The 23,873-nt window shown below is 66.0% G+C and carries 20 protein-coding genes; 17 read left to right on the top strand and 3 right to left on the bottom strand.

Annotation, left to right across the window (positions count from 1 at the left end):
* The first annotated feature begins 150 nt into the window (after positions 1-150).
* From rpsA to galU, 7 genes are all read left to right on the top strand, one after another.
* Entirely contained in the window at positions 151-1,836 is a 1,686-nt protein-coding gene (gene rpsA / locus RTX79_RS01150; protein WP_057506688.1) for a 30S ribosomal protein S1, read from the top strand.
* Positions 1,837-1,924: 88 nt separating this feature from the next.
* A complete protein-coding gene (locus tag RTX79_RS01155; protein ID WP_042615402.1) occupies positions 1,925-2,230 on the top strand; it encodes an integration host factor subunit beta in 306 nt (101 codons plus the stop codon).
* A gap of 75 nt (positions 2,231-2,305) precedes the next feature.
* Positions 2,306-2,587 (top strand): lipopolysaccharide assembly protein LapA domain-containing protein, encoded by a 282-nt coding sequence (locus RTX79_RS01160; protein WP_312681165.1) that lies wholly within the window; start codon positions 2,306-2,308, stop codon positions 2,585-2,587.
* 6 nt (positions 2,588-2,593) lie between these two features.
* Positions 2,594-3,772, top strand: coding sequence for a lipopolysaccharide assembly protein LapB (gene lapB / locus RTX79_RS01165; protein WP_309686229.1), 1,179 nt, complete (start codon positions 2,594-2,596; stop codon positions 3,770-3,772).
* Positions 3,773-3,775: 3 nt separating this feature from the next.
* Positions 3,776-4,756, top strand: coding sequence for an MraY family glycosyltransferase (locus RTX79_RS01170; RefSeq protein WP_312681166.1), 981 nt, complete (start codon positions 3,776-3,778; stop codon positions 4,754-4,756).
* A 15-nt stretch (positions 4,757-4,771) separates the two neighbouring features.
* Positions 4,772-6,676: a polysaccharide biosynthesis protein gene (locus RTX79_RS01175; protein ID WP_309686225.1), complete on the top strand. Its 1,905-nt coding sequence runs from the start codon at positions 4,772-4,774 to the stop codon at positions 6,674-6,676.
* A gap of 3 nt (positions 6,677-6,679) precedes the next feature.
* Entirely contained in the window at positions 6,680-7,564 is an 885-nt protein-coding gene (gene galU, locus RTX79_RS01180; RefSeq protein WP_309686221.1) for a UTP--glucose-1-phosphate uridylyltransferase GalU, read from the top strand.
* Positions 7,565-8,148: 584 nt separating this feature from the next.
* On the opposite strand, the gene RTX79_RS01185 is transcribed toward galU, so the two are convergent.
* From RTX79_RS01185 to RTX79_RS01195, 3 genes are all read right to left on the bottom strand, one after another.
* A complete protein-coding gene (locus tag RTX79_RS01185; RefSeq protein WP_057506694.1) occupies positions 8,149-9,357 on the bottom strand; it encodes an acetyl-CoA C-acyltransferase in 1,209 nt (402 codons plus the stop codon).
* A gap of 69 nt (positions 9,358-9,426) precedes the next feature.
* Complete coding sequence (locus RTX79_RS01190) at positions 9,427-11,799, bottom strand: 3-hydroxyacyl-CoA dehydrogenase/enoyl-CoA hydratase family protein (protein ID WP_312681169.1); 2,373 nt, start codon at positions 11,797-11,799, stop codon at positions 9,427-9,429.
* A 26-nt stretch (positions 11,800-11,825) separates the two neighbouring features.
* Entirely contained in the window at positions 11,826-12,506 is a 681-nt protein-coding gene (locus tag RTX79_RS01195; RefSeq protein ID WP_309686214.1) for a TetR/AcrR family transcriptional regulator, read from the bottom strand.
* A 248-nt stretch (positions 12,507-12,754) separates the two neighbouring features.
* On the opposite strand from RTX79_RS01195, the gene ndk reads away from it, so the two are divergent.
* The 10 genes from ndk to folD all read left to right on the top strand — a co-directional run bounded on the left by ndk (position 12,755) and on the right by folD (position 23,667).
* Positions 12,755-13,180 carry a nucleoside-diphosphate kinase gene (ndk, locus tag RTX79_RS01200; protein WP_042615376.1) on the top strand — a complete coding sequence of 142 codons (426 nt, stop codon included), beginning with the start codon at positions 12,755-12,757 and terminating at the stop codon, positions 13,178-13,180.
* Positions 13,181-13,189: 9 nt separating this feature from the next.
* Positions 13,190-14,407: a 23S rRNA (adenine(2503)-C(2))-methyltransferase RlmN gene (gene rlmN / locus RTX79_RS01205; RefSeq protein ID WP_057506697.1), complete on the top strand. Its 1,218-nt coding sequence runs from the start codon at positions 13,190-13,192 to the stop codon at positions 14,405-14,407.
* Positions 14,394-15,203 (top strand): type IV pilus biogenesis/stability protein PilW, encoded by an 810-nt coding sequence (locus RTX79_RS01210; RefSeq protein WP_312681173.1) that lies wholly within the window; start codon positions 14,394-14,396, stop codon positions 15,201-15,203. The genes rlmN and RTX79_RS01210 overlap by 14 nt, the downstream gene beginning before the upstream one ends.
* 6 nt (positions 15,204-15,209) lie before the next feature.
* Complete coding sequence (locus RTX79_RS01215; RefSeq protein WP_312681174.1) at positions 15,210-16,082, top strand: RodZ domain-containing protein; 873 nt, start codon at positions 15,210-15,212, stop codon at positions 16,080-16,082.
* Between the two features lie 80 nt (positions 16,083-16,162).
* Positions 16,163-16,801 carry a YfgM family protein gene (locus RTX79_RS01220; protein WP_057506700.1) on the top strand — a complete coding sequence of 213 codons (639 nt, stop codon included), beginning with the start codon at positions 16,163-16,165 and terminating at the stop codon, positions 16,799-16,801.
* On the top strand, positions 16,801-18,006 hold the full coding sequence (gene bamB, locus RTX79_RS01225) for an outer membrane protein assembly factor BamB (protein WP_057506701.1): 1,206 nt from the start codon (positions 16,801-16,803) through the stop codon (positions 18,004-18,006). Before RTX79_RS01220 ends, bamB begins: the two co-directional genes overlap by 1 nt.
* A 16-nt stretch (positions 18,007-18,022) precedes the next feature.
* The gene (gene der / locus RTX79_RS01230) at positions 18,023-19,420 is read left to right on the top strand and encodes a ribosome biogenesis GTPase Der (protein WP_057506702.1); all 1,398 of its coding nucleotides are present in this window, start codon (positions 18,023-18,025) and stop codon (positions 19,418-19,420) included.
* A gap of 129 nt (positions 19,421-19,549) precedes the next feature.
* Positions 19,550-20,692, top strand: coding sequence for a molybdopterin-synthase adenylyltransferase MoeB (gene moeB, locus RTX79_RS01235; RefSeq protein WP_312681178.1), 1,143 nt, complete (start codon positions 19,550-19,552; stop codon positions 20,690-20,692).
* Positions 20,693-20,811: 119 nt separating this feature from the next.
* Positions 20,812-22,644: a monovalent cation:proton antiporter-2 (CPA2) family protein gene (locus RTX79_RS01240; RefSeq protein ID WP_312681180.1), complete on the top strand. Its 1,833-nt coding sequence runs from the start codon at positions 20,812-20,814 to the stop codon at positions 22,642-22,644.
* Between the two features lie 126 nt (positions 22,645-22,770).
* A complete protein-coding gene (gene folD, locus RTX79_RS01245) occupies positions 22,771-23,667 on the top strand; it encodes a bifunctional methylenetetrahydrofolate dehydrogenase/methenyltetrahydrofolate cyclohydrolase FolD (RefSeq protein ID WP_312681182.1) in 897 nt (298 codons plus the stop codon).
* Positions 23,668-23,873: the final 206 nt, after the last annotated feature.

Here is a 23,873-nt window from a genome sequence, read left to right on the forward strand (position 1 = left end):
ACTGCAAGGTAGTAAATGCTCCGTCGCGCAATGATGCGTGGCGGTTTAACCACTTCACACACGGCCTGCTTTTCCGGGGTCGACCAACAGGCGGGCAGACGGACTCCTTGATGGAAGCCGCTGACCCATGTGATCAACAGAGTAAATCTAATGACCGAATCTTTTGCCGAACTGTTTGAAGCCAGCCAGGCCAATCTGGCCAAGCTGAAGCCGGGCTCGATCGTCAGCGGTACCGTCGTGGAAGTCCGCGGCGATGTCGTGGTGATCAACGCCGGGCTGAAGTCCGAAGGCATCGTGCCGATCGAACAGTTCCGTAACGACGCTGGCGAGATCGACGTCGCCGAAGGTGACATCGTCAAGGTCGCCCTCGATTCCATCGAGAACGGCTTCGGTGAAACCGTGCTGTCGCGCGAGAAAGCCAAGCGCGCGATGGTGTGGGACGAGCTGGAAGAAGCGTTGGAAAAGAACGAAACCATCACCGGCCGCATCAGCGGCAAGGTCAAGGGTGGTTTCACCGTGGACATCAAGGATGTCCGCGCGTTCCTGCCGGGTTCCCTGGTCGATGTGCGCCCCGTGCGCGATCCGGCCTACCTGGAAGGCAAGGAGCTGGAATTCAAGCTCATCAAGCTGGACCGCAAGCGTAACAACGTCGTGGTTTCGCGCCGCGCTGTCGTCGAAAGCGAGCACTCGGAAGAGCGCGAGCAGTTGATGGACAAGCTGCAGGAAGGCGCGATCCTGAAGGGTGTCGTCAAGAACCTGACCGATTACGGCGCATTCGTGGACCTGGGCGGTATCGACGGCCTGCTGCACATCACCGACATGGCATGGAAGCGCGTGCGCCATCCGTCCGAAGTCGTGAACGTCGGCGACGAGCTGGACGTGCGCGTGCTGAAGTTCGACCGCGAGCGCAACCGCGTTTCGCTCGGCCTGAAGCAGCTGGGCGAAGATCCGTGGGATAACATCTCGCGTCGTTACCCGGCCAACAGCCGCGTCTTCGGCAAGGTCTCCAACGTGACCGATTACGGCGCGTTCGTCGAGATCGAGCCGGGCGTGGAAGGCCTGGTGCACGTGTCCGAGATGGATTGGACCAACAAGAACGTCAACCCGTCCAAGGTTGTGCAGGTGGGTGACGAAGTCGAAGTGATGGTGCTGGATTGTGACGAAGAGCGTCGCCGCATCTCGCTGGGCATGAAGCAGGTTGCCGCCAATCCGTGGGAAACCTTCGCTGCCACCCACAAGAAGGGTGACAAGGTGTCGGGCCAGATCAAGTCGATCACCGACTTCGGCATCTTCATCGGTCTGGACGGCGGCATCGACGGCCTGGTCCACCTGTCCGACATCAGCTGGGCAACCACTGGCGAAGACATCGTCCGCAACTTCAAGAAGGGCGACAACCTGGACGCAGTCGTCCTGGCCGTTGATCCGGAACGCGAGCGCATCAGCCTGGGCGTCAAGCAGCTGGAGCAGGACCCGTTCGGCCAGTTCATGGCCGTGAACCCGAAGGGTTCGAAGATCGAAGGTGTGGTCAAGGAAGTTGACGCCAAGGGCGCCATCATCGAACTGGCTGACGGCATCGAGGGCTATGTGGCTGCCCGCGATATCTCCGCCGACCGCGTCGACGATGCGACCCAGCACCTGAAGGTTGGCGACAAGATCGAAGCCAAGTTCGTGGGCATGGACCGCAAGGGCCGCACCCTGCAGCTGTCGATCAAGGCGAAGGACGATGCCGAGATGCGCGAAGTGATGGACGACTACCAGTCGGCTGCTGCTTCCGGTGGCATGACCCAGCTCGGCGCGCTGCTGCGTGCACAGCTGGGCGGCAACAAGTCCGAGTAATCGGCCTTACGCTGTCGTAGTTTCCTGGACGGCCCGGACATCATGTCCGGGCCGTTTCAGGGTTTGAGCCCCCCGAGCAGAGCCTGCAATGACCAAATCCGAACTGATCGAAATCCTCGCGCGCCGGCAGGCGCACCTGAAGGCCGATGATGTCGATCTGGCGGTCAAGTCGTTGCTGGAAATGATGGGTGGTTCGTTGTCGGCCGGTGACCGTATCGAGATCCGCGGTTTCGGCAGCTTTTCCCTGCACTACCGTCCGCCGCGGCTGGGCCGCAATCCCAAGACGGGTGAGTCGGTGGCCCTGCCGGGCAAGCATGTGCCGCATTTCAAGCCGGGCAAGGAGCTGCGCGAACGCGTCAGTGACGTCGTCCCGCAGGATGCTGATCCTGCCTGAGCGCAGTGATGTAGAGCGTGCGATTCCCCCGCCGGGTCGGATAAGCTACAGACCGGGCATGACTGGAGCTGTCGCATGAAGGTTTTCCGTTTGCTGGTCCTGCTGGCCGTTCTGGTCCTTGGACTCATCATCGGCGCGGTCAACATGACCGAGATGTCGATCAATCTCGTATTCACCCAATTGCATACCTCGGTCGGCGTGGCGATGATCGCCGCATTGCTGGTCGGGGTGGTGGTCGGTGCCGGTCTGGTGCTGGTGAGCGTGGTCGTCCCGCTCTATGCCCAGCTGCGCCGCGCCAACAAGGCCGTACCGGCGACCCCGGTGACGCCCCCCCAACCTCCTTTTACAGGACGCTGATCACGCATGGAATTCGTTTCCCAGTATTTCTGGTTCTTCCTGTGCGTGCCGCTGGCCGCCGTCGCCGGCTGGGTGATCGGGCGTCGCGGTGGGCAGCGGCACGGTGACAACCAGGTCAGCCGCCTGTCCAGCACCTATTTCCGCGGCCTGAACTACCTGCTCAATGAACAGCCGGACAAGGCGATCGAGCTGTTCCTGCACATCGCCGAACTGGACAAGGAAACCTTCGAGACCCAGGTCGCGCTGGGCCATCTGTTCCGCCGTCGCGGTGAGGTCGATCGCGCCATCCGCCTGCACCAGGGGCTGGTCAACCGCACCGACCTGAGTGATGCCCAGCGCGTGCAGGCGCTGCTGGCGCTTGGCGAGGACTACATGAAGTCCGGCCTGCTGGACCGGGCCGAAACGGTGTTCAGCGAACTGGCGCAGATCGACCAGCGCGCGCCGCAGGCGCTCAAGCACCTGATCGGCATCTACCAGGCCGAGCGCGACTGGGAAAAGGCGATCGACAACGCCCTGCGCTTCGAAGAAGTGACCGGCGAGCCGATGGGCAAGCTGGTGGGCCAGTTCGAATGTGAACTGGCCGAACGCCACCGTGGCGCCGGCAACGTCGAAGAGGCGAGGGCGGCCATCGCGCGCGCCTACCAGGCCGATGCGATGTCGGTCCGTGCCGGCATCATCGAAGGCCGTCTTGAAACCGACGCGGGCAACGCGGAAGCGGCCGTGCGCGCGTTCGAACGTGCTGCACGCAACGATCCGGAATACCTGCCCGAAGTGCTGCAGGCGCTGATGCAGAACTACCGCAAGGTTGGCGACATGGGCGGCGCGCGCAGTTTCCTGTCGGAAATGACCGAGCATTACCGCGGCATCGCCCCGGTGCTGGCGCTGACCCGCCTGATGGAGGAGCAGGAAGGCGTTTCGCCGGCCCGTGCCTACCTGGGCCGGCAGCTGAAGGACCGCCCGTCGGTACGTGGGGAGTCGGCGCTGATCGACCTCACCCTGGCCGAAGGCGCTGATCCCACCGCGACCCTGCATGACCTCAAGCACATCACCGACCAGTTGCTGGTGCGCAACCCGGCGTATCGCTGCACGCGCTGTGGCTTCGGTGCACGCACCCATCACTGGCAATGCCCCAGCTGCAAGGAATGGGGAACGGTCAAGCCGCTGCTGAACTACGCGGTGCTGTAACCGATGCGGGATGTTGATCCGTGGATGGCGCTGCTGGTGCTGGCGCTGCTGTCGGCCGGGCTGACCTGGCTGGCACGTCGCTACGCGCTGCGGCGGCAGCTGCTGGACCACCCTGGCGAACGTCGCAGCCACCACGTCGCGACACCGCGGGGCGGGGGCATTGCGATCGTGGTCACCGTGCTGGCCGGCACCGCCGCCGGCGCGTTCCTGTATCCGGCCGCAGCGCCCCAACTGGCGGTGTTTGCCGCCGGCCTGGTGATGGTGGCCGGGATCGGCTGGTGGGACGACCATCGCCCGCTGCCGGCCGTGCGCCGGCTGCTGGTGCACATGCTGGCGTCGGCGCTGCTGGCCGGACTGGCCTGGCAGGCGACCGGCAATGCGCTGCAGGCCCTGCTGCTGTTCCTGGTGGCGACCGCGCTGGTGAACCTGTGGAACTTCATGGACGGCATCAACGGCATCGCCAGCGGCTATGCGCTTGTTGGCGCGTTGAGCCTGGCCGTGGTGATGCCGATGCCGTTCGCGTTGATCGCCGTGGTGGTCGCCGCGGGCTGCCTCGGTTTCCTGCCATTCAACTTCCCGCGCGCGCGCATCTTCATGGGCGACGTGGGCAGCGGGGCATTGGGTTACCTGATGGCCGCGCTGGCCGGGCTGGCAAGCGCGGTAACTGACATTAACTGGCTGGCTTTGCTGATACCGTTGTCAGCCTTCATCGTGGACGCAGGCTTCACGCTGTCATCCCGCATGCTCACGGGGCAGCGCTGGATGGAACCCCATACGCAGCATGTCTACCAGCGCGCGGTGAAGGCCGGCTCCAGCCACACGCGTGTGACAGGCGTGTATATTCTGCTCGGCCTTGCCGGCGCGGCAGTAATGGCGGCTCTGGTTCCACTGCCGCCGCTGCAGCAGGCCGGCGTGGCGGTCGCCTGGGGGGCGTTGTTGGCCTGCCTGTGGGCTGTCATGCGTGTTCGCCTGCGCAACTATTGAGGGTTTAACCTGGTCATGTCAGCTCGGTGGAATCGAATAATCGCGTTGGTGCCCCGCGCGGCCATCGTCGTCCATGATCTGTTCATGGTGTGGGCGTGCTGGCAGCTGCTGCATGCCGGTCGTTACTCCATCCTGCCCGACGCCCCCGCGTTGCCGCTCTGGAATGTCGACACCTCGCTGGTGCTGGGCATCCAGGCGCTGGTGTTCTGGCGCGTCGGCCTGTATCGCGGCCTGTGGCGGTTCGCCAGCGTTGCCGACCTGATCAACATCTTCAAGGCCAGTTTCATCGGTCTGGTGGCCATTGTCCTGACCCTGATGTGGAAGCGCTTCGACGGCGTGCCGATGTCGGTGCTGGTCATCTATCCCTTTGCGCTGTCTGCGCTGCTGGGTGCCCCGCGGCTCCTGTACCGGGCCTGGAAGGATTACCAGTCGGTCCAGTCCGACACCAGCGGCCGGCGCGTGCTGATCCTCGGTGCTGGTCAGGCGGCCGAGGCGCTGGTCCGTGACCTGCGCCGTTCAGGCGAATTCGACCCGGTCGGCCTGCTCGACGACGCCCCGCACCTGCAGGGCGCCAAGCTGCAGGGCCTTCCGATCCTCGGCACGCTGGACGATGCCGCTGCCGTCGCCCGCGAAACCTCCGCCAAACTGATCGTCATCGCCATTCCGTCGCTGGATGCAGTTGGCATGCAGCGCGTGGTCGGGCTGTGCGAGAGCACCGGCGTGCCGTTCCGCACCGTGCCCAAGCTGACGGACATCCTGCAGGGCCAGTCGCTGCCGGGCCAGCTGAAGGAGGTGGCGATCGAGGACCTGCTCGGCCGCAAGCCGATCCAGCCGGACTGGTCGCTGATCCGCAACTGGCTGGGCGGGCGTACGGTGCTGGTCACTGGCGCCGGCGGTTCGATCGGTTCGGAACTCTGCCGGCAGTGCGCCCGGCACGGGGCAGGGCGCATCGTCCTGCTGGAAATGAGCGAGCTGCTGCTGCTGACCATCGAAGCCGAATTGTGCCGCAGCTTCCCTGATATCGAAGTGGAGGCGGTGCTGGGCGACTGCGGCGACCCGGCGGTGATCCGCCACGCGCTGTCGTTGCACCGCATCGAAGCGGCCTTCCATGCCGCGGCCTACAAACAGGTTCCGGTGCTGGAGCGCCAGCTGCGCGAGGCCGTGCGCAACAACATCCTGGCCACCGAAAACGTGGCCCGGGCCTGCATGGAGGCCAAGGTGGAGCACTTCGTGTTCATTTCCACCGACAAGGCCGTTGACCCGGTCAACTCGCTGGGCGCCAGCAAGCGCTATGCCGAGATGATCTGCCAGAGCCTGGACCAGAAATCCACGCATACCCGTTTCGTGACCGTGCGCTTCGGCAATGTGCTGGCATCGGCCGGCAGCGTGGTTCCGTTGTTCCGCGACCAGATCATGAAGGGCGGTCCGGTCACCGTGACCGACCCGGAGGTCACGCGTTACTTCATGACCATTCCCGAGGCCTGCCAGCTGATCCTGCAGGCGGCTGCCTCCGCCTCGCATGGCGCCATCTACACGCTGGACATGGGCGAACCGGTGCCGATCCGCGTGCTGGCCGAACAGATGATCCGGCTTGCCGGCAAGCAGCCGTACAAGGACATCGCGATCATCTACACCGGACTGCGTCCCGGCGAGAAGCTGCATGAGACGCTGTTCTATTCCGATGAGGACTACCGTCCCACTTCGCACCCCAAGGTGCTGGAAGCCGGGGTGCGCACGTTCTCACGCGACCTGGTGCTGGGCAACGTGCCGAAGCTGCGCGACGCCATCACCACTTACGATATCGATGCGATCCAGCAGATTCTATTCGCGACCATGCCGGAGTTCGATCCGCTTCAACAGGATGCATACATTCCATCCGCTAACGTAGTGCCCTTCCCGGCACGTGAGGCCAACAGGTAATCGATGAGCAAGCGAATCAGAAAAGCAGTTTTTCCAGTGGCAGGGCTCGGGACGCGCTTTTTGCCGGCAACCAAGACGGTTCCGAAGGAAATGCTGCCGATCATTGATCGTCCGCTTATCCAGTACGCCGTCGATGAGGCCATCGAGGCCGGTTGCGATACCCTGATCTTCATCACCAACCGTTACAAGCACGCCGTCGCCGATTACTTCGACAAGGCCTATGAGCTGGAACAGAAGCTCGAGCGTGCCGGCAAGCTGGAACAGCTGGAGCTGGTCCGCCACGTGCTCCCCAACGGCGTGCGCGCGGTATTCGTCACCCAGGCAGAAGCGCTGGGGCTCGGTCATGCGGTGCTGTGCGCCAAAGAGATCATCGGCGACGAACCGTTCGCGGTGCTGCTGCCGGATGACCTGATCTACAACCGTGGCGACAGCGCGCTGAAGCAGATGGCCGACTTGAATGAGGCCACCGGTGCCAGCGTGATCGCGGTGGAAGATGTGCCGCACGAGCAGACGGCCAGCTATGGCATCGTCGCCACCGAGACGTTCGACGGCAACCGTGGTCGCATTTCCGCCATCGTGGAAAAGCCCAAGCCGGACGACGCGCCCAGTGACCTGGCCGTGGTCGGCCGCTACGTGCTGAGCCCGAAGATCTTCGAACTGCTGGAAGCGACCGGCACCGGTGCCGGCGGCGAGATCCAGCTGACCGATGCGATTGCCGAACTGCTGAAGACCGAGCCGGTGGATGCCTACCGTTTCGAGGGCCGTCGCTTCGATTGCGGCACACATCTGGGCCTGGTGGAAGCCACCATCCGTTTCGCGCTGAACAGCAAGAAGCTGGCCAAGCCGGCGCGGCAGAAGCTGCAGGAAATGCTCGCCGAAGACGATTGATCCGGCGAGCGGCTGGGCCCCTCGTGGCTGGCGGCTTTGTTGCTGTCGCTGCGGGGTGGGGGGCGGGCGGTGGGGCTGGTCGGGGGACGGCAAAAGCTGCATCCATGCGGGCCTCGTTTCGCGCCATCCATGGCGCTCAACGCCCCCGCCCAGCCCCACCGCCCGACCCCTGACATAGTCCGGTGGCCGCCAGCCACGCAAGAAATAAAAAAGGGGGTCAGAGTCCTTTCGCGCAGCGAAAGGACTCTGACCCCCTTTTCATGTTTCATCCCCATCCGCCGACCATGGGTATGCCGGTCGTCCTGACAGGCACCCTGCGGGCCGTCGCAAGCAACGTTGGCAGCGGCTCCTGCCGCTGCCTTCGGCGCTACCAGAGCAACCAGGACCTGTCGAAGGCGGGGCGGGGTGGGTTCGCGGGAACGCTCATCCGCATGGATGCGGATGGCGAGCCTCCAGGGATGGATTCACGGCGATTCCCGCGAACCCACCCCGCCCCGCCAAACACACAGCCCTGCGGCTGCGGCTGTTGCCGTTGCCCTGGCTCCAGCAGGCTGCCGGGGCGCAGCCCCGGCAACACCCCCGACTTACAGCGATTCGAAGATGCCCGCCGCACCCATGCCGGTGCCGATGCACATCGTCACCATGCCGTACTTCTGCTGGCGACGACGCAGGCCGTGCAGCAGGGTCGCGGTGCGGATAGCACCGGTCGCGCCCAGCGGATGGCCCAGCGCGATCGCACCGCCCAGCGGGTTGACCTTGGACGGATCCAGCCCGCAATCGCGGATCACCGCCAGCGACTGCGCGGCGAAGGCTTCGTTGAGCTCGATCCAGTCCAGCTGGTCCTGGGTCAGGCCGGCCTGCTTGAGCGCCTTCGGAATCGCGGCGATCGGGCCGATGCCCATCACTTCCGGGCGCACACCGGCCACCGAGAAGCTCACGAAGCGGGCCAGCGGCTTCAGGCCGTAGTCCTTCACCGCCTGCTCGGAAGCCAGCAGCACCGCGCCGGCGCCATCACTCATCTGCGAGGAGTTGCCGGCCGTGACCGTGCCGCCGAACTGGCCGTTGCGGAACACCGGGCGCAGCTTGGCCAGGCCTTCGGCGGATGAGTCCAGGCGCGGGCCTTCGTCGGTGTCGACGATCTTGTCGCGGGTGATGATACGACGGCCGTCGGCCAGGTCAGGCTGGCGCGTACGCACGTCGTAGGGGCTGATCTCGTCCTTGAACTCGCCGTTCTGGATCGCGGCGATCGCCTTCTGGTGCGAGGCCAGGGCAAACGCATCCTGCTCCTCGCGCGAAACCTTCCATTCTTCGGCAACCTTCTCGGCGGTGATGCCCATGCCGTAGGCGATGGCGACGTGGTCGTTGTCGAACACGCTCGGTGCCATCGCGATCTTGTTGCCCATCATCGGCACCATCGACATCGACTCGGTGCCACCGGCCAGCATCAGGTCGGCGTTGCCGAGGCGGATCTGGTCGGCGGCCATCGCCACGGCCTGCAGGCCGGACGAGCAGAAACGGTTGACCGTCTGCGCAGCGATGGTGTCCGGCAGGCCGGCCAGCAGCACGCCGATGCGCGCCACGTTCATGCCCTGCTCGGCTTCCGGCATGGCGCAGCCGATGATCGCGTCATCGATGCGGTTGACGTCGATGCCGGGGGCCTGCGCGACGACGCTGCGCAGCACGTGGGCCAGCATGTCATCGGGTCGGGTGTTGCGGAACACGCCCTTGGGCGCCTTGCCGACCGGGGTACGGGTGGCGGCGACGATGTAGGCGTCCTGGATTTGCTTGGTCATTGCAGTGATCTCTCGAATAGGGGTTGGAAGAGGTTGCCGGCCAGCGGCCGGCACTACCGATGTCTTCCGTCAGTTCCGCAGCGGCTTGCCGGTCTTCAGCATGTGCGCGATGCGGGCCTGGGTCTTTTCCTGCTGGGCCAGTTCGACGAAGTGCTTGCGCTCCAGGGTCAGCAGCCACTCTTCGTCCACCAGCGTGCCGCGATCCACTTCGCCGCCGCACAGCACGGTGGCGATGCGCACGGCGATTTCGTAGTCGTACGGGCTGATGAAGCGGCCTTCCAGCATGTTGACCAGCATCATCTTGAAGGTGGCGATACCCACGTCACCGGCGACCTGGATGCGGCGCGCCGGCATCGGCGGACGGTAGCCGCCTTCGGCCAGTGCGCGCACTTCGGCCTTGGCGATGTACAGGGCCTCGTAGCTGTTGAACACCACCTTGTCGGTGGCGCGCATCAGGCCCAGCTCCTGTGCGTTGACGGCCGAATTGGAGACCTTGGCCATGGCCACGGTTTCGAAGGTCTTCTTCAGTTCGGCGAACACGTCCCCGCCCGGGCCAGCGGCCTGCGAGGCACGCACCGCCAGTTCCTTCAGCCCACCACCGGCCGGCAGCAGGCCGACGCCGGCTTCGACCAGGCCGATGTAGCTTTCCAGCGATGCCACGCTCTTGGCGCTGTGCATCTGGAACTCGCAGCCACCGCCCAGCGCCAGCCCGCGCACCGCGGTCACCACCGGCACCAGCGAATACTTGATCGCCTGGCTGGTGCGCTGGAAGTTGTGCACCATCTCTTCGAACTGCTCGACCTTGCCGGCCTGCAGCAGGCCCAGTGCACCGGCCAGGTCGGCACCGGCGGAGAAGGGTTCCTTCTGCTGCCAGATCACCAGGCCCTGGAAGCCCTGCTCGGCGCGCTTGATCGCTTCCTGCAGGCCATCGAGCACATGGTCGGAGACGGTGTTCATCTTGGTCTTGAAGCTGACCACCGCGATGCCGTCGCCGTCGTGCCACATGCGCACGCCGTCGTTCTCGAACACGGTTTCGCCTGGGGCGAACGTCTCGCCCAGCAGCGGATCCGGGAAGCGCTGGCGCTGGTACACCGGCAGCGCCGAGCGCGGCAGCTTGGCATTGCGCGACGGGCTGTAGCTGCCCTCGGCGGCATGCACGCCGTCGCGGCCATCGAACACCCAGTCCGGCAGCGGCGCGTTGCTCATGCTCTTGCCGGCGACGATGTCATCGGCGATCCACTGCGCGACCTGCTTCCAGCCGGCAGCCTGCCAGGTTTCGAACGGGCCCAGCGACCAGCCGTAGCCCCAGCGGATGGCCAGGTCGACGTCGCGCGCGGTCTCGGCGATGTCGGCCAGGTGGTAGGCGCTGTAGTGGAACAGGTCGCGGAAGGTCGCCCACAGGAACTGCGCCTGCGGGTGCTGGCTCTCGCGCAGCTTGGCGAACTTCTCGGCCGGGTTCCTGATCTTCAGGATCTCGACCACTTCCGGCGCAGCGGCGCGGTCAGCCGGACGGTAGTCCTGCTTTTCCAGGTCCAGCACCATGATGTCCTTGCCGACCTTGCGGAAGATGCCGGCGCCGGTCTTCTGGCCCAGCGCGCCCTTGGCAATCAGCGCGTCCAGCCACTTCGGCGACTTGAGGAACTCATGCCACGGATCGTTGGGCAGGGTATCGCCCATGGTCTTGATCACGTGCGCCATGGTGTCCAGGCCGACCACGTCGGAGGTGCGGTAGGTCGCCGACTTCGGGCGGCCGACCAGCGGGCCGGTCAAGCCATCGACTTCGTCGAAGCCCAGGCCGAATTCCTGGGTGTGGTGGATGGTGGACAGGATCGAGAACACGCCGATGCGGTTGCCGATGAAGTTCGGGGTGTCCTTGGCATACACCACGCCCTTGCCCAGGGTGGTGACCAGGAACGCTTCCAGGGCTTCCAGCACGGACGCATCGGTGGTGGTGGCCGGGATCAGCTCGGCCAGGTGCATGTAGCGCGGCGGGTTGAAGAAATGCACGCCGCAGAAGCGGTGGCGCAGCTGTTCGGGCAGCACGTCGGCCAGCTTGTTGATGCCCAGGCCCGAGGTGTTGGAGGCCAGCACGGCGTGGTCGGCCACGAACGGGGCGATCTTCTTGTACAGGTCCTGCTTCCAGTCCATGCGCTCGGCGATGGCCTCGATGATCAGGTCGCAGTCGCGCAGCTGTTCCAGGCCGGTCTCGTAGTTGGCCGGGGTGATCGATTCGGCGTAGGACTTGCTGGCCAGCGGGGCCGGGCTCAGCTTGGTCAGGTTGGCGATCGCCTTGATCACCACGCCGTCGGCGGGACCTTCCTTGGCGGGCAGGTCGAACAGCACGGTGTCGACACCGGCATTGGTCAGGTGGGCGGCGATCTGGGCACCCATGACGCCGGCACCCAGCACGGCGGCGCGGCGGACTGGCAGGGAATTGGACATGTCGATAAGCCTTGGTTGGTCAGCAGTTACTGGGTGGAAAGGGAGGGAGCAGGGGTCGAAGGCGTGGGGCTGCCTTCGCTGCGTGCCGCGGCGCGGAAACCGGCCTCGGCGAAGTGGATGAGTTCCTGGGCGGCCTGTGCACGATGGGCTTCTTCGGTGACACCGGCGGGACGCTTGATCAGGCCGAAGTCGGCCATGGCGTAGGTCAGCGAGCCGGCCAGGAAGTCCAGCCGCCAGTACAGCTCTTCCTTGCTCAGGCCCGGCACGCAGGTGGCGATGGCGCGGCCGAAATCGCGCAGCACGTGGCCGTAGTGGTCGGAGAGGAAGCGGCGCAGGTTGTCGTTCTTCTCGGCGTAGGCGCGGGCGATCACCCGCACGAAGGCGCCGCCGCTCTGCCGGTCCTGGGCCATCGCCAGCGCCGGTTCGACGAAGGCGGCCAGCACCGGCCGCAGCTCACCGGGGTGGTTGCCGAGGGCTTTTTCCAGCTGGCCCATGCGCGCGGCGGTCATCTCGTCCATGCGACGGCGGAACACCTCGTTGACCAGGTTTTCCTTGGAGCCGAAGTGGTAGTTGACCGCCGCGATGTTCACGTCCGCCTGGGTGGTCACCTGGCGCAACGAGGTCCCGGCAAAGCCATGCAGCGCGAACAGCTCCTCGGCAGCGCCGAGAATGCGGTCCTTGGTGGAGAAGTGGGCGGGTTTGGCCATGGGGCGGGGCAGGTTCAATCAAACGATTGTTTGATACTAGACCCGGCCACGGATCAGTGCATTGTGCACCGCAGCATGCCGAGGCCACCGTTCATCCACGTCCCTTACATGAATGGCCGGGGCTACCGTGGAAGGGAGCGAGGCGTTACAATCCGCGCACGTTTATCAGGCTAAGCCCGCGTTTTGACGCGGGTTTTTTTCATGTTACCCTCGGGCCTTGAGTGGCCCGGACTTTCGGAGATACCACCATGGCGCTGGAGCGCACCCTTTCGATCATCAAGCCGGACGCCGTTGCCAAGAACGTCATCGGTGAAATCTACGCCCGCTTCGAGAAGGCTGGCCTGAAGGTCGTTGCCGCCAAGTACAAGCAGCTGTCGCGCCGTGAAGCCGAAGGCTTCTACGCCGTGCACCGCGAGCGTCCGTTCTTCAACGCACTGGTCGAGTTCATGATCTCCGGTCCGGTGATGATCCAGGCCCTGGAAGGCGAGAACGCCGTGCTGGCCCACCGTGACCTGCTCGGTGCCACCAATCCGAAGGAAGCTGCGCCGGGCACCATCCGCGCCGATTTCGCTGAATCCATCGATGCCAACGCCGCCCACGGCTCGGACTCGGTCGAGAACGCCACCAACGAAATCGCCTATTTCTTTGCCGCTACCGAAGTGGTCTCCCGCTAAGAGGTCGACGTGAACGAGGTCGTACAGACACCCGCCATCCAGCCGCTGCCGAAGTCGGCACCCACGGCTGGCAAGCAGAACCTGCTCGACCTCGATCGCGCGGGCCTGGAGCGCTTTTTCGTCGAAAAACTGGGCGAACAGAAGTTCCGGGCCCATCAGGTGATGAAGTGGATCCACCATCACTACGTCACCGACTTCGATGAGATGACCGACCTCGGCAAGAACCTGCGCGCCAAGCTGCAGGAACATGCCGAGGTCCTCGTCCCGAACATCGTGTTCGAAAAACCGTCCGCCGACGGCACCCACAAGTGGCTGCTGGCGATGGGCACCGATGGCAAGAACGCCATCGAGGCGGTGTACATCCCGGACAAGAACCGCGGCACGCTGTGCGTGTCCTCGCAGGTCGGCTGCGCGCTGAACTGCACCTTCTGTTCGACCGCCACGCAGGGCTTCAACCGCAACCTGTCCACCGCCGAGATCATCGGCCAGGTGTGGGTGGCCGCGCGCCACCTGGGCAACATCCCGCACAAGCAGCGTCGCCTCACCAACGTGGTGATGATGGGCATGGGCGAGCCGCTGATGAACTTCGACAACGTCGTGCGCGCCATGAGCGTGATGCGTGATGACCTGGGCTACGGCCTGGCCAACAAGCGCGTGACCCTGTCCACCTCCGGCCTGGTGCCGCAGATCGACCGGCTGTCCACCGAAAGCGATGTGTCGCTGGCCGTTTCGCTGCATGCCCCGACCGATGAGCTGCGCGAGACCCTGGTGCCGCTCAACAAGAAATACCCGATCGCCGATCTGATGGCGTCCTGCGCGCGCTACCTGCGCGCCAACAAGCGCCGCGAATCGGTGACCTTCGAATACACCCTGATGAAGGGCATCAACGACCAGCCCGAGCACGCCCGTGCGCTGGCCCGGCTGATGCGCCAGTTCGACAACGCCGTGCAGGCCAAGGGCTCGGGCAAGATCAACCTGATCCCGTTCAACCCGTTCCCGGGCACCCGCTACGAGCGTTCGGACGAGGTCCAGATCCGCGCCTTCCAGACCATCCTGCTGGACAGCAACGTGCTGACCATGGTGCGTCGCACGCGCGGTGATGACATCGATGCGGCGTGTGGCCAGCTGAAGGGGCAGGTGATGGACCGCACCCGCCGCCAGGCCGAGTTCAACAAGATCCTCAACGAGTCGCTCAAGGATGGGGCCGGACGTGATGCGGCGGCCTGACCGCCCGCTGTCCCTTGCCTTCGTTGCGCTCTGCGTGATCGCGCTGAGCGCCTGCAACAGCGGTTCCAAGGGCGTCAAGCTGCCCAAGGCGCAGCTGGCGGTGGCGCCCACCTACGTGGCCCAGGATGACGGCCGCATCCGCAAGCTGCACCAGTACCAGAGCCAGCTGACGCTGGCCGGGTCGGACTTCGGCAGCGGCAACCTGGCGTCGGCGGAAAAACGTGCGCGTGCCGCGCAGAAACTCATTCCCGAGCGTCCCGACGCGCTGCTGCTGCTGGCCGCCATCGCCGACCGTCGCGGTGAGGGTCCGCGTGCCGGTGAACTGCTGCAGCGGGCCGTTGCACAGGCCCCGGAGCGCGGCGACGTGCTGAACAACTACGCGGCCTGGATGTGCCAGCACGGTGATGCCCAGGCATCGCTGGGCATGTTCGAGCGCGCCATCGCAGCGCCGGGTTACGCCAGCCCCGGCGTCGCGTTGTCCAACGCCGGCGCCTGCGCGCTGCGCGCCAGGCAGCCGGTCGTGGCCGAACGCTACCTGCGCGCGGCGCTCGCGCAGGACCCGCGTGATGCCCAGGCATTGGATGCCATGGCCCAGCTTTCCTTCGACGATGGCCGTTACATGGAAGCCCGCGCGTTCTCCGAGCGCCGGCTCGCGGCTGCACCGCCAACGCGTTCCGTGTTACAACTGGCGTCGCAAATAGAGACGCGACTGGGTGATCAGCGAGCAGCTGAGCGCTACCAGCAGCGGATTCGACAGGAATTTCCGCAGGATGCGGACCTCAATTCCAAGGGTTGAAGCACTGTGACTGACAACCAGACCGTGAACGCTTTCGAGACGGCAGCCGGCTGTGGCCAACGCCTCCGCCAGGCCCGTGAAGCGGCAGGACTGACGCTTGACGATGTGGCCCAGCGCCTGCACATGCCGGCGCAGGTGGTGCGTTCGCTGGAAGAAGAGCAATGGCAGCGCCTCGGCGCGCCGGTGTTCGTCCGTGGCCAGCTGCGCAGCTATGCGCGGCTGCTGGGGGTGGATGTCGGCGAGGTGCTGGAACAGGCGCAGGTCGGCCCGATCGTGCCGCCGACCCTGGTCAGCCACACCCATACCCCGCGTGCACGCCGCATCGCCGAAAGCATCGGTCGCCGCCTGCTGTACGTGGGCATCACCGCCGCGTTGGCGGTGCCGGTGTGGTTCGCCACCCGCAGCCACCTGGATGCGGACGGGCAGGGCCCGAGCACCGCGTCGCTGGATGTGATTCCGGCGACCGTGGCAGTGGCTCCGCCGCGCAACGACGACGATGCCCCCCGCGTGGCCACCCCGGCCGCCGCGCCGGCCAGGCCGGCAACCCAGCCCTACATGGCCTCGCTGACGCCGGTACCGCGTCCTGCCGTGGCCACTGAACCGGCCGCTGGCAAGGGCGCGCTAGGCCTCCAGTTCAGCGGTGACAGCTGGATTGAAATCACCGCGCCGGACGGCTCCACGGTGGAAAAGGCGCTGGTCCAGGCCGGCCAGTCGCGCAGCTTCACGCCGGGCCAGGTGGGCCGGGTGGTGCTGGGCAACGCCGCGCAGGTGCAGGTTCAGCAGAACGGCGCCATCATCGATCTTGGCCCGTATCGGCGAGCCAACGTCGCACGCTTTACGGTATCCTCTGAAGGCTCCGTGGTCCCGGTTTCAAACTGAGGCCCGGGCTGGAATCCACAACCCATTGAACAGTCCTCCCCGGCGAGCTTGCCTCCGGCTCGGGTAGGGCGAGAGTACGCATGGCGATCGACGACCTGCTCGACGAGCACGAACAAAGTGAACGCGTCCGCACCTGGCTGCGGAAGAATGGCCTGAGCATCATCGGCGGCGTGGCGATTGCCGTCGGTGCGATCTGGGGCTGGGGCTATTGGCAGCAGGAGCACGGCAACAAGCTGGCTTCGGCCAACGTCGAATACCAGAAAGTGCTCCAGGGCATCCAGGAAAACAAGCTCGACGACGCCGGCAAGGCGGTCAAGGCGCTCGACGCCGGTCCGTCCAACATCTATTCCGAACTGGCTGCGCTGCAGCTGGCCAAGGCGCAGGTGGAAGCGGGCAAGAACGATGACGCGCTGGCTACCCTGCGCGCGGTGACCGTGGAAGGCGACCTCAAGCATGTCGTCGACCAGCGCATCGCGCGCCTGCTGGTGGCCACCGGCAAGGGCAGCGAAGCGATCACCCTGCTGGGCAGCGCCACCGACCCGGCGTCGCTGGAAATCCACGGCGATGCCCTCATCGCCGCCGGCAAGCGCGACGAAGCGCGTGGGCAGTATGAGAAAGCGCTGAAGACGCTGGACGTGGCAGCGCCGCAGCGGCGCCTGCTGGAAACCAAGTTGATGGACGCCGGCGGCACCGTCGCGGCGACTGAGGAGTCGGTTTAATGAGTCAGATGGTCATCCTCAAGCGGGTTGCCACGGTTGCCATGCTCGGCATGGCGCTGTCCGGTTGCAGCACGGTCAAGGGCTGGTTCGCCGGCAAGGACGCTGAAGCCAAGAAGTTGCAGGAGCCGGTGGAACTGGTGAAGTTCGACGCCACCGTCAAGGTCGACAAGCTGTGGACGGTCAACCTGGGCAAGGGCGAAGAGCGCATCGGCGTCCGCCAGGGCCCGGCAGTGGCCGACGGCCGCGTGTTTGCCGCTGCCATCACCGGCGGCGTGCATGCCATCGACCTGCAGACCGGCAAGAAGGTCTGGACGTATGAGCCGGCCAAGGAAAAGAAGAAGCCCAAGCTGCGCCTTTCCGGTGGTCCGGGCGTGGGTGACGGCCTGGTGGTGATCGGCACGCTGGACGGCCAGGTGATCGCGCTGGATGCCGCTGACGGCACTGAAAAGTGGCGCGCCAAGGTTCCCGGCGAAGTGATTTCCGCCCCGGCCGTCGGCCAGGGCATGGTGTTCGTGCGCAGCAACGATGGCCGCATCACCTCCTTCGACGCGACCAACGGCACCCAGCGCTGGTTCAACCCGCGCGAACTGCCGATGCTGACCGTGCGTGGCAACGCGCCGGTGGTGCAGGGCCCGGGCGTGGTGTTCGTCGGCAACGATGACGGCACCCTGGCCGCGCTGGGCGCTGCCGATGGACGCACGCTGTGGGACCAGGTGGTCGGCAACCCGGAAGGGCGCACCGAACTGGATCGCATGGCCGATGTCGACGGCGCTCCGGTGCTGGAAGGCAGCACGCTGTATGCCAGCAGCTTCAAGAACCAGACCATCGCCATCGAAGGTCCGACCGGGCGTCCGTTGTGGACGCGCGACCACGGTGGAGCAGGCGGCGTCACGCTGTCTTCGTCCTATGTGATCGTCACCGACAACCAGGGCGGCGTGTTCGGCCTGGACAAGCAGAGCGGTGCGGCCAGCTGGTCGCAGACCGGCCTGGCCCGGCGCCAGCTGACCGGCCCGGCGCTGCAGGGCGATTACGTGGTCGTCGGGGATTTCGACGGCTACGTTCACTGGCTGCAACAGTCCGATGGCGCGATGGCCGCCCGGGCAAAGACCGGCGGGACCGTCAAGGCCCAACCGATAGTCGCCGACGGGGTCCTGCTGGTGCAGAACATCGAAGGCAAGCTGACCGCTTTCCGGTTGGCCAATTAATTACGGAGTAAACGCGATGCTGCCCCTGGTCGCCCTGGTCGGACGGCCGAATGTCGGCAAGTCCACAATCTTCAATGCGCTCACGCGCACCCGCGACGCGCTGGTCCATGACCAGCCCGGCGTGACCCGTGACCGCAACTACGGTGTCTGTCGCCTGGACGAGGACAATCACTTCCTGATCGTGGACACCGGCGGCATCGCCGAACAAGAAGAAGGCCTGGCCGGCGCCACCGCGCGCCAGGCCCGTGCCGCCGCCGAAGAAGCCGATCTGATCGTCTTCGTGGTCGATGCACGCGATGGCACCTCTGCGCTGGACGATGACATCCTGGCCTGGCTGCGCAAGCAGCAGCAGCCGAAGGTGTTGCTGATCAACAAAATCGACGGCACCGACGAGCACACCGTGCGCGCGGAGTTCTCGCGCTACGGCTTCAGCGAAATGCTGACCGTCTCGGCGGCCCATCGCCAGGGTCTGGACGACCTGCTCGAGGAAATCGTCGAGCGGCTGCCCGAAGAGGGCAGCGCCGAAGAGATGGACAACGACCCGAACCGGGTGCGCATCGCCTTCGTCGGCCGTCCCAACGTGGGCAAGTCCACGCTGGTCAACCGCATCCTCGGCGAGGAGCGGATGATCGCCTCGGAAGTGCCGGGCACCACGCGTGATTCGATCTCGGTGGACCTGGAACGCGAAGGTCGCGATTACCGCCTCATCGACACCGCCGGCCTGCGCCGTCGTGGTCGGGTCGACGAAGCCGTGGAAAAGTTCTCGGTCGTCAAGACCATGCAGGCCATCGAACAGTGCCAGGTCGCGGTGCTGATGCTGGACGCGCATGAAGGCGTGACCGACCAGGACGCGACCGTTCTGGGCGCGGTGCTGGATGCCGGCCGCGCGCTGGTCATCGCGATCAACAAGTGGGACGGGCTGACCGATTACCAGCGCGAGCAGGCAGAGACCCAGCTGTCGTTGCGCCTGGGCTTCGTACCGTGGGCGGAATCGGTGCGCATCTCGGCGATGCACGGCTCCGGCCTGCGTGAGCTGTTCAGCGCGATCCACCGCGCGCATGACTCGGCCAACCACCAGTTCAGCACCAGCGAAGTGAACCAGGCACTGGAAATGGCCTACACCGCCAATCCGCCGCCGACCATCCGGGGCCATGTGTCCAAGCTGCGCTACGTGCATCCGGGCGGCGCCAATCCGCCGACCTTCATCGTGCACGGCACGCGCCTGAAGGAACTGTCGGAGACCTACAAGCGCTATCTGGAAAACTTCTTCCGCAAGCGCTTCAAGCTGGTCGGCACCCCGGTGCAGTTCATCTTCCGCGAAGGGTCCAACCCGTACGAAGGCAAGAAGAACCCGCTGACCGAACGCCAGGTCAAGGCCAAGCGCCGCCTGATGAAGCACGTCAAGGGCCGCTGAGGCCCGTTCGCGACGAGGGGTAGCGCCGACCCTTGGTCGGCGAGCGCAGCGGGCGGTGCGCGGCAGGATTCCGCCGAGCATGGCTCGGCGCTGCGACCGCATCCGGCGTCCATGGCCGATAATGCGGCCATGCGCATTCCTGAAATCACTCCAGAACTCGCCCTGCAGCGCCTTTCCGAAGGCGCCGTACTGATCGACGTGCGCGAGCCGCACGAGCGCGCCGGCGGCATGGCCGAAGGCGCGCGCGGCATCGCCCTGGCCGATCTGCAGGCGGCCCCGGCAACCCACCTGCCACGTCGGGAACAGGACATCCTGCTGATCTGCCAGACCGGCAGGCGCTCTGCCGATGCCGCGCAGTTCCTGCACGCCGCAGGCTACGCGCAGGTCGCCTCGGTGGCCGGCGGCACCGTCGCCTGGCGCCTGCAGCAGCTGCCGCTGGTGCAGCCAGCCGGCAGCGCCGAAGACCGCGATTTCCATGACCGCTATTCCCGCCACCTGCTGCTGCCGCAGGTCGGCGTGGATGGCCAGCGCCTGCTGCAGCGTTCGCGCGTGCTGGTGCTGGGCGCCGGCGGCCTGGGCTCGCCAGCCGGTTTCTACCTGGCCGCCGCCGGGGTAGGGCAGCTGCGCTTCGTCGACGATGACCGCGTGGAGCGCAGCAACCTGCACCGGCAGATCGTGCACACCGACGCCAGCGTCGGCCAGTACAAGGTCGATTCGGCGCGCGAGCGCCTGCTGGCGTTGAACCCTTCCATCGCCATCGAAGCCATCGCCGAACGCGCGACGTCGGCCAACATCGACGCCTTGATGGACGGCGTGGACGTGGTGCTGGACGGTTCGGACAATTTCCCGCTGCGCTACCTGCTCAATGATGCGTGCATCAAGCACGCCACGCCGCTGGTGTATGCGGCCATCGAACGTTTCGACGGCCAGGTGAGTGTGTTCGATGCCGGTCGCCAGCGTGGCGTGGCGCCGTGCTACCGCTGCCTGTTCCCGCAGCCCCCGCCGCCGGAATTCGCGCCCAACTGCGCCGAAGCCGGGGTACTGGGCGCGCTGCCCGGGCTGGCCGGCGTGCTGCAGGCCACCGAAGTGCTGAAGCTGCTGCTGGGCATCGGCGAACCGCTGACCGGCCGGCTGTTGCGCTTCGATGCGCTGTCCATGCGCTTCCGCGAAACCCGGCTGTCGCCGGATCCCCACTGCGCCGTCTGCGCGCCCGGTCAGGCCTTCCCCGGCTACATCGACTACGCTGCGTTCTGCTCAAATCCGCAACGATGATCAGGGTCGTTCGGATATTTGTTTCATATCCGGAACGATGAACCGCAACCCACGTGCTATTGATTGCGACGTGCATGCCCTATCGTTGACGCACTTCAACGCATCACAGGAATGGCCGCATGGCGGTGGAAGCAGCTGCAAGCAGTGAACTGGTCAAGGTCGTCGCTCTGTTGGGCGCGGCAGTGGTGATGGTGCCGTTGTTCCGGCGTTTCGGCCTTGGGTCGGTGCTGGGGTACTTCACTGCTGGCCTGGCGATCGGGCCGTTCGGGCTGGGCTGGTTCTCCGATCCCCAGGCGATCCTGCACACCGCAGAACTCGGCGTGGTGATGTTTCTTTTCGTGATCGGACTGGAGATGCGGCCCTCGCACCTGTGGAGCCTGCGCAAGGAGATCTTCGGGCTGGGCACGGCGCAGATCGCCACCTGTGCGATCGTGCTGACCCTGGTCGCCAAGCTGTTCGGGCTGCCGTGGCAGGTGGCCTTCATCGGCGCCACCGGCTTCGTGCTGACCTCTACCGCGGTGGTGATGCAGCTGCTGGCCGAACGCGGCGACATCGCGCTGCCGCCGGGCCAGAAGATCGTCTCCATCCTGCTGTTCGAAGACCTGCTGATCGTGCCGCTGCTGGCGCTGGTCGCCTTCATGGGCCCCTCGGCCGGCAGTGCCGACGGCGAAGGCTCGCGCTGGCTTTCGGTGGCCATCGGCGCCGGCGCCGTGGTCGGCCTGGTGCTGGTCGGGCGCTTCCTGCTCAATCCGCTGTTCCGCATCCTGGCCGCTGCCAAGGCACGCGAGGTGATGACCGCCGCCGCGCTGCTGGTGGTGCTCGGCGCGGCGCTGTTGATGCAGCTGTCCGGCCTGTCGATGGCGATGGGCGCCTTCCTGGCCGGCGTGCTGCTCAGCGAATCCACCTTCCGGCACCAGATCGAAGCGGATATCGAGCCGTTCCGCGGCATCCTGCTGGGACTGTTCTTCCTCAGCGTCGGCATGGCGCTGGACCTGGGCGTGGTGGCGCGCAACTGGCCGCTGATCGTCGGGCTGGTGCTGGCGCTGATGGCGGCCAAGGCACTGTGCATCTATGCCGTGGCCCGGGTGATGGGCAGCAGCCATGCGCAGGCGCTGGACCGCGGCGTGGTGATGGCGCAGGGCGGTGAGTTCGCCTTCGTGCTGTTCGCCGCGGCCGCCAGTGCCGGCGTCATCGATGTCGACATCAATGCGAACTTCACTGCCGTGGTGGTGCTTTCGATGGCGCTGACCCCCCTGGTGGTGCTGGCGCACAAGCATTTCGCCGCGCCTGCGGTGGTCAGCATGGAAGGCGTGGAAACCGCCGAAGGGCTGTCCGGCAGCGTGCTGCTGATCGGCTTCGGCCGCTTCGGCCAGGTCGCCAGCCAGTCGCTGCTGGCGCGCGACGTGGACGTGACCATCATCGACAACGACGTGGAGATGATCCACAGCGCCGAGCGCTTCGGCTTCAAGATCTATTACGGTGACGGCACCCGGCTGGACGTGCTGCATGCCTCCGGTGCGGGCAGCGCCCGGGCGATCGCGGTGTGCGTCAACGATGCTGCCGAAGCCGACCGCATCGTCGAACTGGTCTCCCATGAGTTCCCGCAGGCCAAGCTGCTGGTGCGCTCGTTCGACCGCGAACATTCGCTGCGGCTGATCCATGCCGGCGTCGATTTCCAGATCCGCGAAACCTTCGAATCGGCGGTGATGTTCGGCCAGGCCGCGCTGATGGAACTGGGTGCGGACGAAGACGATGCGCGCGACATCGCCGAGCAGATCCGCGAGCGCGACGCCGAGCGCCTGCAGCTGGAAATGGCCGGCGGCGACCTCAGGGCCGGCGCGCACATGGCCTTCGGCAGTTCACTGCCGGGTGTGCCTACGCCGACCCCGTTCACCGTGCCCAAGCGCCAGTCGCGCACGCTGAACGCCGAACAGGTGCCGCCCGAGGCCTGAGCAGGGGAGGGACCGCCCGGCAGTGACGGCCGCTGGCCGTCATTCCCTGGCTGACGGCCAACGGCCGTCACTACCGGGCCTGAATCAGGGACAATAGCCATCCCCGCCGCTCCACGCCCGCTTTCGATGACCCTGCCAGCCACCGCCTCCCACCCCGCCCGCATCCTCGACGGCCGCCGCATTTCCGAAGACCTGCTGGACAGCCTGAAGGTGCGCGTAGACGCCCGTGTCGCCGCCGGTGGCAGCCGTCCGGGCCTGGCCGTGGTGCTGGTGGGTGGCGACCCGGCGTCCACCGTCTACGTGCGCAACAAGCGCCGTGCGGCGGAAAAGGTCGGTATCGAGGCACATGATTTCGATCTCCCGGCCGGCACCAGCGAATCCGAGCTGCTGGCCCTGATCGACCGCTTGAACGCCGACCCGAAGATCCACGGCATCCTGATCCAGCTGCCGCTGCCCGGCATTCCCGACGCGCGTCGGCTGATCCAGCGCATCGATCCGCGCAAGGACGTGGACGGTTTCCACCCGGAAAACGTCGGCCACCTGGCCCTGCGCGAGTTCGGCCTGCGCCCGTGCACCCCGCGCGGCATCACCACGCTGCTGGGCCACACCGACCAGCCGGTGCGGGGCCGCAACGCCACCATCGTCGGGGTCAGCAACCATGTCGGCCGGCCGATGGGACTGGAACTGCTGATCGCCGGCTGCACGGTGACCAGCTGCCACAAGTTCACCCCCAAGGACGTGCTGGAACAGGCCGTGCGCAACGCCGACATCCTGGTGGTGGCGGTCGGCCGCCCCGGCATCGTGCCGGGTGAATGGGTCAAGCCGGGTGCGGTGGTGATCGATGTGGGCATCAACCGCCTGGACGATGGCCGGCTGGTCGGCGATGTCGGCTTCGAAGCGGCTGCAGAGCGCGCCAGCTGGATCACCCCGGTGCCCGGCGGCGTCGGCCCGATGACCGTGGCCACCCTGATGCAGAACACCCTGGAAGCGGCCGAAGGGTACGCGTCCGCGCAATCGCGCTGACGCTCCCGCGATTTGCTGCGCAAATGGCGGGCCCCCACTCACCATCACCCACGCCCCCGCCGCTTCGCGGCCGCCCCCGAACTTCGGGGGCGCTCGCCTCCGGTGGTTGAACGGACCCCACCGGCGCGACACTGCGTCGCATCTACCCCCTGCCGCTCGACGGAGAAACAGGGTAAAATGACGCGCTTCCCCACATCTCGGGTATG

Source organism: Stenotrophomonas chelatiphaga (assembly GCF_032054965.1).
In the GTDB taxonomy this organism is placed as follows: Bacteria; Pseudomonadota; Gammaproteobacteria; order Xanthomonadales; family Xanthomonadaceae; genus Stenotrophomonas; species Stenotrophomonas chelatiphaga.